At 61.3% G+C, this 14,534-nt stretch carries 12 protein-coding genes; 8 read left to right on the top strand and 4 right to left on the bottom strand.

Going from position 1 to position 14,534, the window contains the following annotated elements; translation table 11 throughout:
• Window positions 1–943 precede the first annotated feature (943 nt).
• Window positions 944–2,146: an orc1/cdc6 family replication initiation protein gene (locus P1M51_RS08275; RefSeq protein WP_276247733.1), complete on the top strand. Its 1,203-nt coding sequence runs from the start codon at window positions 944–946 to the stop codon at window positions 2,144–2,146.
• A gap of 175 nt (window positions 2,147–2,321) precedes the next feature.
• Here the strand turns inward: P1M51_RS08275 and P1M51_RS08270 are convergent, their stop codons facing one another.
• Complete coding sequence (locus P1M51_RS08270) at window positions 2,322–3,380, bottom strand: NAD(P)/FAD-dependent oxidoreductase (protein WP_276247732.1); 1,059 nt, start codon at window positions 3,378–3,380, stop codon at window positions 2,322–2,324.
• Window positions 3,381–3,519: 139 nt separating this feature from the next.
• Here P1M51_RS08270 and P1M51_RS08265 point away from each other — a divergent pair, with 139 nt between their 5' ends.
• From P1M51_RS08265 to P1M51_RS08250, 4 genes are all read left to right on the top strand, one after another.
• Entirely contained in the window at window positions 3,520–4,323 is an 804-nt protein-coding gene (locus P1M51_RS08265) for an MOSC domain-containing protein (protein ID WP_276247731.1), read from the top strand.
• A gap of 132 nt (window positions 4,324–4,455) precedes the next feature.
• Window positions 4,456–5,223, top strand: a complete 768-nt coding sequence (locus P1M51_RS08260) for a YqcI/YcgG family protein (RefSeq protein ID WP_276247730.1) — start codon at window positions 4,456–4,458, stop codon at window positions 5,221–5,223.
• On the top strand, window positions 5,220–5,816 hold the full coding sequence (locus P1M51_RS08255) for a cysteine hydrolase family protein (protein WP_276247729.1): 597 nt from the start codon (window positions 5,220–5,222) through the stop codon (window positions 5,814–5,816). Before P1M51_RS08260 ends, P1M51_RS08255 begins: the two co-directional genes overlap by 4 nt.
• Window positions 5,817–6,514: 698 nt before the next feature.
• Window positions 6,515–7,762, top strand: a complete 1,248-nt coding sequence (locus P1M51_RS08250; RefSeq protein ID WP_276247728.1) for a PLP-dependent aspartate aminotransferase family protein — start codon at window positions 6,515–6,517, stop codon at window positions 7,760–7,762.
• Window positions 7,763–7,789: 27 nt separating this feature from the next.
• On the opposite strand, the gene P1M51_RS08245 is transcribed toward P1M51_RS08250, so the two are convergent.
• Both P1M51_RS08245 and pheA read right to left on the bottom strand, forming a co-directional pair.
• Window positions 7,790–10,759, bottom strand: coding sequence for an FAD-binding and (Fe-S)-binding domain-containing protein (locus P1M51_RS08245; protein ID WP_276247727.1), 2,970 nt, complete (start codon window positions 10,757–10,759; stop codon window positions 7,790–7,792).
• Window position 10,760: 1 nt separating this feature from the next.
• A complete protein-coding gene (pheA, locus tag P1M51_RS08240) occupies window positions 10,761–11,564 on the bottom strand; it encodes a prephenate dehydratase (protein WP_276247726.1) in 804 nt (267 codons plus the stop codon).
• Window positions 11,565–11,712: 148 nt separating this feature from the next.
• On the opposite strand from pheA, the gene P1M51_RS08235 reads away from it, so the two are divergent.
• A complete protein-coding gene (locus P1M51_RS08235; RefSeq protein WP_276247725.1) occupies window positions 11,713–11,964 on the top strand; it encodes a hypothetical protein in 252 nt (83 codons plus the stop codon).
• Window positions 11,965–12,001: 37 nt separating this feature from the next.
• Here P1M51_RS08235 and P1M51_RS08230 read toward each other — a convergent pair whose 3' ends face one another.
• Window positions 12,002–12,733, bottom strand: a complete 732-nt coding sequence (locus P1M51_RS08230; RefSeq protein WP_276247724.1) for a tetratricopeptide repeat protein — start codon at window positions 12,731–12,733, stop codon at window positions 12,002–12,004.
• A 123-nt stretch (window positions 12,734–12,856) separates the two neighbouring features.
• Between P1M51_RS08230 and P1M51_RS08225 the strand changes: the two genes are divergently transcribed.
• Complete coding sequence (locus tag P1M51_RS08225; protein WP_276247723.1) at window positions 12,857–13,822, top strand: glycerophosphodiester phosphodiesterase; 966 nt, start codon at window positions 12,857–12,859, stop codon at window positions 13,820–13,822.
• A 118-nt stretch (window positions 13,823–13,940) separates the two neighbouring features.
• The gene (locus P1M51_RS08220) at window positions 13,941–14,513 is read left to right on the top strand and encodes an OsmC family protein (protein ID WP_276247722.1); all 573 of its coding nucleotides are present in this window, start codon (window positions 13,941–13,943) and stop codon (window positions 14,511–14,513) included.
• Window positions 14,514–14,534 lie beyond the last annotated feature (21 nt).

Genomic DNA, 14,534 nt, shown 5'->3' with positions numbered 1-14,534 from the left:
CACGCGCACACCGGGTTTCCGGTGAAACGGAGTGGGGGAGTGGGTGCTAGGGGTACCGGCTCAGAAGGTGGTGGGCGAATAGGAATAGAAGGGCGAATAGGAATAGAATTCAGTTTGGCGGGGTTAGAGAGGGGTCAACTCGGTGGAATCAAGGAAAATCCAGTGCTGTGGAGTCAGGGAGGGTCCAGTGCAGTGGAATTACGGAGGGAAACTACTGGATTACGACTGGATGCTAGAGTAGGAGTAGACGCCGGAGTACGGGGTCGATACTCAATTGCGAGTCGTCACTTGATTTTGGGTCGATACGATTCTTTGATTCTTGGTTAGCCGCCGGATACCCTTACTCTGGAGGGTACACACCACATTTCCGGTGAACCTTTCTATGTAGTGACTGAAAAAATCAAGCCGCTTCCGGTGAAACCCGCTCGAACTCACTCGAATATTGAAATAAAAAATACTAAGTAGGGCTCTCGGGAAAAAGTTCATTAAGTCAGCAAAGTGAACCGGCTATTTGGTTGTTCAAATAGTCGGTCTTCGTTTCTCACTGTGCTCAGCATTCCTTCGTGGCATACTCTCCCAGTAGAGGTTCCCAGCAAATTTTCACAGTAGACTTTACCCGTATATCCTCTCGATATTCCTCTTGACGTTGTTCCTCCTCTCTCTCTCCCTCTTGATGTTTTTCCGGCTCCCTCTCTTGACGTTCTCCGCTGCCCCTCCAACAACAACCACCACTCAATCCACCATTTCACCGGAAACCCGGTGTGCGCGTCTTTTCACTAGAACCGGTTCGAGCTGAGAATCGAAACAGTCTACAGAACGCACGCGGCCAGTAGATTCGGGAAGAGAACCCGTAATTAGACAGTTTCCGGCCGAAGTCTGTCACGTCTCGCTGACGGAAAGAAAACGTAAAGCCATTTCACCGGAAACGGGGTGAGTACCACGAATGTCTGAGGCTGACGAACTCTTCACTCGGGAGGACCCCATCTTCGCGAACAAGGAACTTCTCGAGATAAATCATCTACCGGACGGCGGTCGAATCGTCGGGCGAGACGAGGAAATTGGACACCTCGCGAACGCCGTGAACCCAGCTATCTTCGGGCAAAGCCCGAGCAACGTCCTCATTTACGGGAAGACGGGCACTGGCAAATCGCTCTGTGCAAAGTACGTCTCCCGCCGGCTCATCGAAACGGCCGACGAGGAGGGCGTCACGGTCGCGATGGCGTACGTCGATTGCGCCCAGGATACGACCGAGACGCAGACGGTCCAAACCATCGCGACGGCGGTCAACGACGCAGCATCGACGAACATCAAGATTCCCGACAAGGGCATCTCGACGGCGACGTACTACAAACGCCTCTGGAAGATTCTCGACCAGCGTTACGACGTCGTCCTCGTCATCCTGGACGAAATCGACAAACTCGACAGCGACGGCATCCTCATGCAACTCTCCCGTGCGGGCGAGGCGGGCAAACTCCATCACTGCAAGGTCGGCGTCATCGGCATCAGCAACAAGATCAAGTACAAAGACCGGATGGACGAGCGTGTCCGCTCGTCGCTGTGCGAACGTGAGTACGTCTTCCCACCGTATGACGCGAACCAGCTGCGCGAAATCATGGCGGCCCGCTCCGATTCATTCAGAGACGACGTGTTAGAAGAGTCGGTCATCCCACGGGCCGCGGCTCTTGCCGCACGAGAACACGGCGATGCTCGCAAGGCCATCGACATCCTCCGGTACGCCGGGGAAATCGCCCAATCGACGGGTGCGAAAACTGTCAAAGAAGAATTCATCGTACAGGCACGCGAACGGGCGGAAACTGACCGTTTTCGCGAACTCATCCGCGGGTCTACCCCTCACTCTCGATTCGTCTTGCAGGCGCTCACCGTTCTCTCGCTCAACAACCCGAATCAGGACGGCTTTCGAACGACGCGCATCTACGATGTCTACAAGGAAATCTGCAGACAGGAGGGTTCTGACTACCTCTCACTGCGACGCGTCCGCGACCTCCTCAAGGAACACGCCTTCCTCGATATTATCGAACAGGCCCACCGCAGCGGGGGTAGCGCTGAGGGAAGCTACACGGAACACCAACTCCTCGAAGAACCCGCGGTCGTGAAGAAGGTTCTCGTCGAAACGACCGAGCAATAGCGGCCCTGCATTAGCGGCCCTGCATTAGCGGCCGTGCAAAAACGATCGAGCAATATCGAAACACCCGTCTCTTCAATCCTCGACTCTCGAATCCCCAACCCTCCAATCCTCGACCCCGAGGTACCCACCCCACCATCCTCCCATTTCACCGGAAATCCGGTGCGCGCGTCTCAACTCACTCCAACGATTCGCCGATTCGCTGGCCCACAGAAACCCCGTTCCAGAATGCGACGTGAACCCGCCCCTCGCCGACCACCCAGTCCCCGGCGAAATAGAGGCCCGCGTCCGCCACTTGCTGGACCACTCCTTCGTCGTCTCCGTCGGCCACGCTCGCATCCGGAAGCGCGTACCGCCAGCCCTGGGTGTCGACCCAGTCTGGTTCGGCGAGTCGGTCGTCGTCGAGCAACGTGGCGACCATGTTCGCAACGACCCTTCCGGCCTGTTCTTCCGGGTGGTCGTAGTGCTCGGTTGACCATTCGGGACTCATCTGGACGACGAGGAGACTCTCTCCTGCCGGGACGTGTCCCGTCTTACACTCCTCTCTCGAAAGCCAGCCAATCGGGTGGTTCCGGTCGGGATTGACCAGCGCGTAGTAGGGGCGGTCGAGTTCGAACGGGTAGTGAAGCATCACCGACCGGATGGTCCGATACGGTACTGCGTCGATTGTGGCGGCGAGGGCTCTCCGACGTTCGTCTACCCAGTGCGTGCGTCGCACGATGTCCGCCGTTTGCGGGGCGGGTGCGGTCAGTGCTACCGCATCGAACCTGCCAACGCCAGCGTCCGCCTCGTCGACCAGTTGCCAACCTCGCGCATCGCCGTCGTTCTCCCATTCGAGTCTGGTAATGCGGGTGCTCTTCTGGACGGTCGCGTCCGTCTCTGCCAGCACGCGCTTTGCGAACTGGGTGATGCCGGTCGCATAACTCCACTTGTGGGCCTCCTGGTCGTCACTCTCGTTGATTCGCCCGGCAGCGTCGTGGGTCCAGACCGGGCCGGCGATGTCCACGAGTCCGTCCGTCCCAAGCGATTCGAGCAGCGTCTCGGTCCGGTCGTCCGTGGGTTTGATATAGTTCGCACCGTGGTCGTAGTAACAGCCGTTTCGTCTGCGCGTTGCCGCGCGGCCACCGACCCCGCGACTCTTTTCGAACACTGTCACGTCGATGCTCGTCTCACGGAGGGCGTAGGCGACGCCACAACCGGCCGCGCCGGCACCGACTATCGCAAGCGAATGTGTCATAGCTGACACTCGGGGCGCGACGGGCAAAGTCTATGGCATCGTCTCGATTTCGAAGCGCAGCGTCCCTCGGTACGCAAGTTGATTCGACGCAGCCAATCACCCTCAGGGTTGATACTGCCGTCGCCCCAACGGCCACCCAGTGACCACCCCACGCCTCGACCGTCTCACAGTGTATCCCATCAAATCGCTCGACGGAATCGACTGCGAGGCGGCCACGCTCGTCGAAAACGGTGGCCTCGAACACGACCGACAGTACGCCATCGTAGACGAAGCGGGCCACTTCGTAAACGGGAAGCGCACCGCGTCGATTCACCGCCTTCGCCTCTCGATGGACCTCGAAACAAACCGGGCGACGATACGCCGTCACGGGTCTGACCAGACCACCGCTCGGGCCGCAGTAAACGCGGTAACCGGCCACCTGGACGACCATCGCGACCGGTTCGAGTCTTGGCTCTCTGCATACTTCGAGCGACCCGTCGCCCTCGAAAAACAGGCCGCGGGTGGCTTTCCAGACGACACCGAAGCGTCGGGTCCGACCGTTATCTCCACGGAGACGCTTTTTTCCATTGCCTCGTGGTACGACCTTCCGGTCGAGAACGTCCGGCGGCGATTCCGCGCCAATCTCGAACTCGGGTCGTGTCCCGCCTTCTGGGAGGACCACCTCTACGGCCCGCCGGGATCTGAATGCCCCTTCGAGATTGGGGACGTGGCGTTCGCCGGGACGAACCCCTGCCAACGGTGCGTCGTGCCCACCCGCGACCCGGACACGGGTGAGTCGACCCCCGACTTTCGAAAGACGTTCGTCAACAGGCGGGAAGCCTCCCTGCCGGACTGGGCGAACCGTGAGCAGTTCGACCACTTCTTTCGGGTGATGGTGAACACGACGGTTCCTGAAACCGAGTGGGGCAAGCAACTCTCCGCCGGCGATACAGTGTCTCTCTAATCAGGCTGCCATTCTCGAAACGAATTGGACAAACGCCGGTCAAAAACCGACCGTTCGTAGCGTACTGAATGCAGAAATTTCCGCTCGAACCGCCACAGTCATACGTGGTTCTTCCTAACCTCGGGTATCACGATGCCGGACGAGTTCCTGCACAAACTGTTCGACCAGGAGCGTCTGCGCGCGGCGATTGGTGCTGACGCCCTCCCCGGATGGGCAGTCGCTCACTACGTGGGGTTTCGCGAATCGATGCTCGAACCACGTGACGGCGAACCGTTTCCGTGTTACTTCGGCGTCGAATCCGAGCGGAATGGCGACGCACTGTACACGTTCTGTGAATCGATGACTGACGAGGGGGCGCTCTCAGACCTCGCGGACACGCTCTTCGAGTACGTCCAGGTGTTCGAGGACTTCGGCGAGCGAACCTCACTTGTTATCTTCTTCAAGCCGCCGGATGTACCCCTGACGGAAGCCGAATACCGCCAGCGCTTCTGGGGGATTCTTCAGTATCTGCATGACCACGACCCGGAACCGTGGCCCTACGACATGCCGACGGACCCGACGGACCCATACTGGGAGTTCTGCTTCGCCGGCGAACCGATGTTTCCCACCGCGAGAGCACCGTTTTACGAACAGCGACGGAGTCGGTACACGGCACACGGCCTCGAAATCACCGCCCAACCCCGCGCAATCTTCGCTGGTATCACAGGGGACACGGCGGCTGGAAAGGAAGCACGACGCGTGATTCGAGAGCGAATCGAGGCGTACGACGGGATGTGTCCGCACGCTGACCTCGGTGACTGGGGCGATTCGCACACGCGAGAGTGGAAACAGTATCTCCTGCCGGAGCAAACCGACGATACACTGAGTACCTGTCCGCTCCAAATCACGGCATTGCGATGACGCCGCCAGCCAGCACCCCGCAGGACCACCCGCCGCTGACCCGGGAAACCGCGTTTCTGACCATCGATGTACAGGAGGGGTTCTCCGACTCCCGATGGGGAACTCGAAACAATCCCGACTTTGAGACGAACCTCGATGCCCTCCTTTCTGCCTGGCGAGAGGCGGCCCTCCCGCTTTTCCACGTTCAGCACCATTCGACCGAACCGGACTCCCCGCTCAGGTCGGACCATCCGGGGAGTGCCCCGAAAGCGGGCCTGATCAACGAGGGCGAACCCGTCATTACAAAGCAGGTGAACAGCGCGTTCATCGGTACGAATCTCGAGGAACTGCTCCACGAACAGGGTATCTCGACGCTCATTCTGACGGGGCTGACGACGGACCACTGCGTCTCGACGACGGCCCGGATGGCCGAGAATCTCGGCTTTTCGGTGTACGTCGTCGCGGATGCCACGGCCGCGTTCGACAGAACGGGCCACGACGGGACGCACTACGAACCGGAGGTGGTTCACGACTTGGCGCTCGCGCAACTGAACGGGGAGTTCGCCACCATCATCGACACGGCACCCCTCCTCGCTGCGCTTTCCGAGGCGTAGAAACTGATCCGCACGCGGTGATTCCCACACCGGATTTCCGGTGAAAATGGCTAGAGGATGAGACTCAGCACGATGCCGAGTACAATGAGCACGAACGTGAGGATGACGACCAGTCTGAAGAAGCGGTCTGCACCTTGCATACATCTCTCTTCGCAGGCGGGGAGTATATATGCTCGCCAACTGAGTAATCCGGACCGACGACACCTCGGCTGCTGGCGGCCTGCAGACCCAGGCGTCGCCCGCCTTTTTCATTAAGCCTGTGAGTTCTCTCCGTTGCGTGTCCCGGAATCTCACGTCGGTGGAAGGTCCGCACCTTCAGCCTGACGAACTGCTCGCTGCTACCGCCGCGGCATATCTCACCGGAACGTGTAGGGATATGGTATATCATAGCGTATGTACAAAGCGCAGAACCGGTGTAGCGCTCCACCTACCCGGTGTTTTCGAAGGGGACGCGTCGGTCTCGCTTTGGTGCCATACCAGACGGTCGACCGTCGCAACCGAACCCCCTTCCTGCATTTTCTCGGGCGAGTACGAGCCTTCGTCGGCCGCTCGCCGCACATCGTCCTTCGTCACCGTATTGGCAACCAAACTCCTTCACGCAAATATTACCAATGCTCATCTATACATTCGTTTAATTAATCACAGTATTATCAGACAAAAGTGAAATCTTTTTCACGTAACTTGCATTATTGTCTATCATGAACTGGCGAGAACGGTCTCCATCCGAAACACGATTCGAGACGCTTTCGGTCACCTGTGGCGAGAAAGCGAAAACTGGCCCCGACGCTGTCGGTGACGTGACGGTCCCGATTCACCTCTCTTCTACCTTTGCCGTCGAGGGAATCGACCCCGAGGCTGACCTGCTCTCGCTCGACCCGGACGCGAACGAGTACGTCTACTCGCGGCTCTCGAATCCGACGCGAAACGCGGTCGAAAAGCGCCTCGCCGCGCTCGAAGGCGGCGACGTGGCCTTCGCGTTCGCCTCTGGGACTGCAGCCATCGCTACCGTCGCCATGGCGACGCTCACCCCCGGCGACCACGTCGTCGCCTTCGACGACCTCTACGGCGGGACCAAGGCCATGTTTACCCTGCTATTGCCAGAACGCCTTGGCGTGGACGTGACCTTCGTGGACGCCCGCGACCCCGAGAACGTCCGCGACGCGATGCAGGAGAATACGCGCCTCGTCTGGATGGAATCGCCCACCAACCCCCTGCTCCACCTCTGTGACGTGGCGGCAATCGCGGACATCGCGCACGAACACGGCGCGCTGCTCGGCGTGGACAACACGTTCCTCTCGCCGTACTTCCAGCAACCGCTCGCCCTCGGCGCAGACGTCGTCGTCCACAGCACGACCAAGTACTTGAACGGACACTCAGATTCGATGGGCGGCGTCGCCATCACCAACGACCCCGACCTCACCACCCAACTCACGTTTCTCCAGCAAATCGGCCTCGGGAACATGCTCTCCCCGTTCGATTCGTACCTCCTGCTCCGGGGTATCAAGACCCTGCCAATGCGAATGCGCCAACACGCAGAAAACGCACAGGCCGTCGCCCAATTCCTCGAAACCCACGAACTCGTCGAACGCGTCTACTTCCCCGGCCTCAACAGCCACCCACAGGCCGACCTCGCCCACCGCCAGATGTCCGGGCCCGGTGGCGTGGTCACCGCCGTGTTCAAAGGCGACCTCGAAACCGTAGAGCAGTTCGTCGCCGAACTCGACGAGTTCACCTTCGCGGTTAGTCTCGGTGGCGTCGAGTCGCTCGTCGAGCACCCGGCGACGCTCACGCACTCAGAGCTCACACCGGAAGAGCGCGAGAACCTCGGCATCACCGACACACTCTTGCGATTCTCCGTCGGCGTCGAACACGAAGCCGACCTGCTCGCGGACCTCGAATCCGCACTCGACGCCGTCCGTGACCGCGTGGTCACGACCGCCGACTGAACCTCTGAACGGTCAGTAGTTCACCCATCAGTACTCCCCGAGCGCGACGGCAACCATCTCGATTGGCGTCATCGGTTCGCTGGTCGCTCCTTCTCGGTCACCGAGTTGGGTGCGACAGGACGCGCCGGGAGCGACTACCTGGTCGCCAGAACTCTCGTCCACTTGGTCGAACAATAGGTTCCCGATTGCCTTGCTCATCGAGAAATGTTCTGCCTCGTAGCCGAAACTCCCGGCCATCCCACAGCACCCCGAATCGAGCGGGTCCACGTCGTAACCCGCTCGCCGCAGCACGCCCACAGCGTGATGGTCCTTCTTCGTGGCTTTCTGGTGACAGTGGCCGTGGTAGGTGAGCGAGGCGTTGCCTCCACCGAAGGTGATGTTCTCGTCGAGGCGGAACCCGTCGAGGTACTCACAGACGCCGTAGGTGTTCGCCGCGACCGTCTCTACGTCTTCCCCAGAGAGCAAGTCGAGGTAATCGGACTGGAACATGACGGCGTCGGAGGGTTCGACGAGCACCACGTCCCAGCCGTCTTCGACCTGCGGGGCGAGTGCCTCGACGTTCTGCGCCGCGATGTTTCGCGATTTGCCGAGGAACCCCTTCGAGTGGGCAGGCCGGCCGCTGTCGGTCTGTTCTGCGAGACGGACGTGCACCCCTGCGGCTTCGAGCACGCGAATCGCTGCCTTCCCCGCTTCGGGGTGGCTGTAGTTCGTGTACGTGTCCGGGAACAGCACCACCTTTCTCTCCGCTTGCGCCTCGCTCACCTGCGACCCCCGCGCCCGATACCACTTGCGCAGCGTCTCGCGGTGGAACTCGGGGAGGGTCCGGTCCTTCGCGATGCCGAGCGTCCCTTCGAGAACGGCTCGTGCACCAGGAATCTTCGTCCCGAAATTCGAGACGGGCGCGAACAGGCTCCCGAGCGCGGAGAGCCGGTCGATGTTGGCGAACAGTTTGTCGCGCAGGCTCGACCCCTCTTTCTGGTGGTGGGCGTGCTGAATCTCGGCTTTCATCTTCGCCATGTCCACCTCCGAGGGGCAGTCGCGGGCACAGCCCTTACAGCCGATACAGAGGTCGAGAACCTCGTGCTGGAACTCGTCTGCGAACAGTTCGTCCTCCGAGAGGTCTCCGCTCATCGCCTGGCGGAGCATGTTCGCCCGTCCGCGGGTTGAGAGGCCCTCCTCGTTGGCCGCGCGATAGGTCGGGCACATCACGCCGCCGGTGGTCTCCTGGTGACCGCGACACCCGCCACATCCGTGACAGAGTTCGGCCATGCCCTGGAAACCGTTGTCGTTCTCCCAGTTGAGCGACGGCGAGAAGCCGGCATCGAACTCGTAGTCGGGGCCGTAGCGCAGGTTCTCGGTCATCTTCACGTCGCCACAGACCTGCCCCGGGTTCAACAGCCAGTCGGGGTCGAAGGCCGTCTTCAGGTCACGAAACGCCTGCCAGAGCGTCTCGCCGTAGAGTTTCTCGTTCCACTGCGTGCGCGCCCGGCCGTCGCCGTGTTCGCCCGAAACCGACCCGCCGAACTCGACCACGAGGTCGGTCACGTCGTCGGCGATGGACTCCATCATCTCGATGTCGGCTTCGTCTTTGAGACTCACGAGTGGACGGACGTGGAGTACGCCCGGCCCGGCGTGGGCGTAGAAACTCGCGAACGTGCCGTGGGCTTCGAGAATCTGCTGGAACCCTTCGACGTACTCGGGGAGGTGTTCCGGCGGCACCGCCGCGTCTTCGATGAACGAGATGTGCTTCTCGTCCGAGGTACGCGACATCAGAATAGGCTGACCCGCCTTCCGGAGTTTCCAGAGGTCGGCCTGTTCTTTTTTCGTGTGAGCCTCTACGGAGTCGAAGGCGTGGCCTGCCCCCTCGACCCGGTCTTCGATGAGGCGAGTCACCTGCTCTCTGCCGTGGTCGTCGTCTGCTGCGTAGAATTCGACGAGTAAAATCGCCTGGGTTCCCTCGGGGACGAGCTCGGCGACGGCTTCGAACTCGGCGGTCTGACTCGCCAGGTCGAGCAACACGTCGTCTACGAGTTCCACGGCCGCGGCGTCGTGGTCCACGATGGGAGCCACGTCGTGCATCGCGTCGATGATATCGCGGTAGGCGAGCAGTGCCATCGCCTTCGCCTCGGGGACGTCCACGAGCGAAATCTTTGCTTCGGTGATGAGCGCGAGCGTCCCCTCGCTTCCAGCCAGTAGACGGGCCAGGTTCACCGACCCAGACTCGGCCTCTTCGACGAGCGAATCCAGGTTGTACCCGGAGACGTTGCGCTTCAGGTCGGGATACCGCGCCTCTACCTCCTCGCTCAGGTCGTCGACGATGTGCAGCACTTCGGCGTAGATGCGACTCTCCAGGTCGTCGCCGCCTGCTCCCTCGCGCAGTTCGTCGAGAGTCACCTCGCCGAAGGTCGTGACCGTCCCGTCAGCGAGGACGACTTCACACTCCTCGACGTACGCCTCTGTCAGGCCGTATTTGAGCGAGTGCGACCCCGTCGAGTTGTTCCCGATGGCTCCGCCGATGACGCTGCGGTCACCTGCGGCCGGGTCGGGGGCGAACTTCAGTCCGTGGGGAGCGAGGGCCTCGTTGAGCACGGACAGCGTGATGCCGGGCAGGACGCGCGCCGTCTTCGCGTTCGGGTCGATGTCGAGCAGACCGTCCATGTAGCGAGTGAAATCGAGGACGACGGCCTCGTTTACGGCCTGCCCGGCGAGACTCGTCCCGCCGCCGCGGGGGAGGACGGGAATCTTTCGGTCGGCACAGTACTCCATGACCGTCTCCACGTCGTCGGTCGATTCGGGCAAGACGACGCCGATTGGCGTCACCTCGTAGGAACTCGCGTCGGTGGCGTATTGCTGTCGCGAGTAGGAATCGAACCGCACGTCGCCCGCCACGCGCGGCTCTAAGTCTTTCACGACGGCAGGGCGGTCGACGCTGTCGTCGGTGTAATCGTAGTTCGCACGGCGGTCTGTCGCCGGATTGTGGGTAGGTGCGTCGCTCATGTTAGACGATGTGTCGGGTGTCGTAGGAACCGAGAACGGTCACATAGCCGTGTTTCACCGTCGACCGCACGTCCTGGATGGCCTCCTTGGCGCGAGTTTCGTACATCCCGGCCTCGAAATCGAGGTGGAACAGGTAGTCGCCGAGGCGGTTGCCGCTCGGACGGGATTCGATGCGAGAGAGGTTGATGTCGCGGTCGGCGAACGCTTCGAGGATGTCGAGCAAGAGGCCCGGATAGTTGGCGTTCGGGTGGACGACGACCGTCGATTTACCGCCGGCGGTGGTGCGCTCTTCTGGCGGCGCAATGACGAGAAAGCGCGTCTCGTTCGACGAACGGTCCTGAATGTCCTCTGCGAGCAGGGTGAGTCCGTCGCCTGCGGTGTCGGGGTGGCCGATGCCGGCGACGGTGGGGTCTTCGCGGGCCAGGTCGACCCCGCGTGCGGTGCTCGCGACGGCCTCCAGTTTCGCGTCCGGGTAGTGTTCGGTGAGGTAACCACGACACTGGGCGAGAGCCTGTGAGTGACTTGCGACCGTCTCGAACTCGGGAGACTGGGCAAGTAGCGCGTGACGGATGGGCGTGACCAGTTCCGCAACGACGGCGAGGTCGTTCGAGGCGAGCGCGTCGAGACTCTCGGTGACGCTCCCCTCGATGCTGTTCTCGATTGGAATGACTCCGCGGCGGTACTCGCCTGCGACGACGGCCTCGACGATGGCCGTCATCGACTCGCGAAAGTCCACCTCGTCTGCGACCGCTTTGGCCGCCCGGTGTGAGTACGTCCCAGCGGGACCCAGGGTGACTGCTTTCATATGACTCACTTCACTGAGAGGAACACAAGTAGTCATCGGTGGATGCGACCCATGCCGGTGGTTGCCGGGGGGCGTATCCGCCCCGGCCTCCTCGCTTGGCGACGGCCCTTGCACTTACCCGTCCGGCGACCCAAATCGAGCGTGTATCATGTCCGAGTCCACCGACGACGAGGCCGCTCGTATCGAACTCACGCAGGACGCGTGGCACGAGGGGGAACAGGGGTACTTCACTGACTGCCCGGCCTGCGGTGCGCCCGCGACGCTCGCCACCATCGTGGATTACGGGACGTGCAGCAACGGCCTTCCGGAGGACCACCAGGTCACGGAGGTTGGAATGGACACAGACGAACTCGATTGCGATGCGGACCTCACGCTCGAACTGGCGTGGGAGTCGTCGTAAAAACGAACTGGCGTGGGAATCGACGGAAGAACTCGATTCACTCGGTGAGCAACTGTTTCTGTCCTTCGGCGCGGATGGTCGCGGCCGCTTCGGCCGCCGTCTCCGCGTCCACGTAGTTCCCGAGGGCTTCGAGCGCCCGGGCCTGCTCTTCGAAGACGGTCGCCGTGCGATAGCCGAGCGTAATCGCCTTCTCGAAACATTCGGCTGCGTCCTCCCAGAGCGCCCGTTCGGTGTAGAAAAAGCCGAGGTTGAACCACGCCTGCGGCAGTCGCGAGTCGAGTTCGACGGCCCGCTCTGCGTGTTCGAGTGGCTCTGAGGAGTTGCCGTCTTCCCAGAGGGCAAAGGCGAGGTTCATCTCCGCAAGCGCGGCGAACTCGTTATGGTCGTGGATGCGAAGCGCCTCTCTGAACGCACCGATGGCCTCGTCGAACTCCTCTATCTGCGAGTGGGCGACGCCCTTGTTCACCCAGGCCTCCTGGGCGACGATCGAATCCTCGTCAGCGAGTCGGGCTGCACGTTCGAAGGCGTCTGCCGCCTCCGGATGGAAACCAAACTGGAAGTAGGTGAGTCCGAGGTCGATGAGCTCCTGTGGCGTGATGTCGTCACGCTTCACGTTCCAATCATCTAGAAGGTCAGCGAGGGCGTAGTCGTCCACCGGGTCTACCTTCGTCGGGTCTTCTCGGAGTTCCGGCGGGTCCAGTGTGAACCCCTCGTACGGGTCGCCGAACCCGCGACTGTCCGAATAGCGGTGTTTACGATTCGAGGCCACGAGAGACGAACTACGCGCCGCGGAGGCTTAGCCGTGGCGCTCGGTGTGCGTATTTACCACACGGGACCTTTTTTAAGCACTCTTAGCAAACTATTTGCTGACTGTTGCAACATGAATTAATGTATGCCTGGAAATGCAAGCCGCCGAACCTTCCTGCACGGAACCGGAATCGCCCTCGCCGGGTCGCTGGTCGCCCGAACCGCTGCTGCAGACGAGGACGTCGAAGGCGAAAAGGACGAAGACGACGAACGAGAAGACGAACTCGAGATGGATTCCCCGTCGCTCATCGCCCACCGTGGATTCGCCGGGATGTACCCCGAGAACACCGTCGGCGCCGTCCGTAACGCCACGCGCGGCCCAAACGCCGCAGATATGGTCGAAATCGACGTGATGGCGACCGCCGACGACAAAGTCGTCGTCTTCCACGACGACGGGCTCGCAGAGCGCGACGGCGGTACCCAGGGGCTCACCGACGTGAGTGGTCTCGTCTGGGAGACGCCGTGGGACACGGTCAAGGAGGCAGAAGTCCTCGAAAGCGGCGAACTCGTTCCGTCGCTCGAACAGGTGATGGACGCACTGCCCGGCAACGTGGGCGTGAACGTCGAGTTCAAGAATCCGGGGTCGCCGAACACGAAGTTCGCGGCGAACCTCTCCGGGGCGGACCTCGAAGACCAGAAGGCGCTCTGGGAACCCTTCGCCGAGAACGTTTTCGACGTGCTCGACGACTACCACAACGACGTCCTCGTCTCGTCGTTCTACGAAGGCGCGCTCGCCGCCGTTTCGGACGTTGCACCGGACGTGCCCCTCGGGACGCTGTTCTGGGACGACCTCGAGAAAGGCCTCGACATCACGCGCACCTACGACTGCGAAGCGATTCATCCGCCGAAGAACATGGTCAAGGGAACGCCCTTCTTCGGCGACGAGTACTACCTCGAAGGCCCGTTCGCGGACGTAGACCTCGTTTCCGTCGCCCATGAGGAAGGGCGTGAGGTGAACGTCTGGACGATTGCAACGTGGTACGAGGCGATGCAACTCGAACAGGCTGGCGTGGACGGCATCATCGCAGACTACCCGTTCGGCGACCAGTAATCGCCGCCTAACGTTCACGAACGTTCCTGTATTTTTCTCGAATGTTCCGGCGAAATAAGGGGTGTTTGCCTACCGTTTTACCCGCCATTGTGAAACGGTGACGTGAGGAACGCACTCAATGGCCACGACCAACGACCAGTCATCCGAGACGATTAACGACCTGAACCTCGACGCCCTCTTTTCGACCATCGACGCCGTGGACGACGACCACGAACTCGGCGAAGTCACGTTCCGCGCGGAGACGGTGTGGACGGGCGGCGTCGCCTGTGAAACGCGCGTCAGTGACTTCGACCACGCCGGGGAAACCGTCGACTCTCCAGAGTTCGTCATCGAGGGTGACGAACCCAAAGAACTGCTCGGCCAGCGCTCTGCGCCGAACCCGGCGGAGTTGCTGCTCGCCGCCCTCGGGTCCTGTTTAACGGTGAGTTATGCCGCCCACGGCGCGGCACTCGGCGTTCAACTGGAGAGCCTCCGGTTCGAATTCGAAGGCGACATCGACCTGCGCGGATTCCTCGGCCTCTCCGAGGAGGTTCGCAACGGGTTTGACGAAATCGAAGTGACGACCTACCTCGAAGCCGACGGAACCGAAGAAGAACTCGAAGAACTCAGAGACGCTGCGGAGGGCGCGTCGTCTATCATGGACAACGTCACGAACGCGGTGACGGTTTCGACGGAACTGGTAACGAAGTAACGGGGAAGCCGACCCACCCGT

Source organism: Haladaptatus sp. QDMS2 (assembly GCF_029338295.1).
Classification (GTDB): Archaea; Halobacteriota; Halobacteria; order Halobacteriales; family Halococcaceae; genus QDMS2.
The sequence above is the reverse complement of the archived record's forward strand: the minus strand, read 5'-3'. Positions and strand labels throughout refer to the sequence as shown.

Bases quoted from the DNA above. Each gene is read 5' to 3' on its own strand.
- P1M51_RS08275 (WP_276247733.1), top strand. From the start codon at position 944: ATGTCTGAGGCTGACGAACTCTTCACTCGGGAGGACCCCATCTTCGCG.
- P1M51_RS08270 (WP_276247732.1), bottom strand. From the start codon at position 3,380: ATGACACATTCGCTTGCGATAGTCGGTGCCGGCGCGGCCGGTTGTGGC.
- P1M51_RS08260 (WP_276247730.1), top strand. From the start codon at position 4,456: ATGCCGGACGAGTTCCTGCACAAACTGTTCGACCAGGAGCGTCTGCGC.
- P1M51_RS08255 (WP_276247729.1), top strand. From the start codon at position 5,220: ATGACGCCGCCAGCCAGCACCCCGCAGGACCACCCGCCGCTGACCCGG.
- P1M51_RS08250 (WP_276247728.1), top strand. From the start codon at position 6,515: ATGAACTGGCGAGAACGGTCTCCATCCGAAACACGATTCGAGACGCTT.
- P1M51_RS08245 (WP_276247727.1), bottom strand. From the start codon at position 10,759: ATGAGCGACGCACCTACCCACAATCCGGCGACAGACCGCCGTGCGAAC.
- pheA (WP_276247726.1), bottom strand. From the start codon at position 11,564: ATGAAAGCAGTCACCCTGGGTCCCGCTGGGACGTACTCACACCGGGCG.
- P1M51_RS08235 (WP_276247725.1), top strand. From the start codon at position 11,713: ATGTCCGAGTCCACCGACGACGAGGCCGCTCGTATCGAACTCACGCAG.
- P1M51_RS08225 (WP_276247723.1), top strand. From the start codon at position 12,857: ATGCCTGGAAATGCAAGCCGCCGAACCTTCCTGCACGGAACCGGAATC.
- P1M51_RS08220 (WP_276247722.1), top strand. From the start codon at position 13,941: ATGGCCACGACCAACGACCAGTCATCCGAGACGATTAACGACCTGAAC.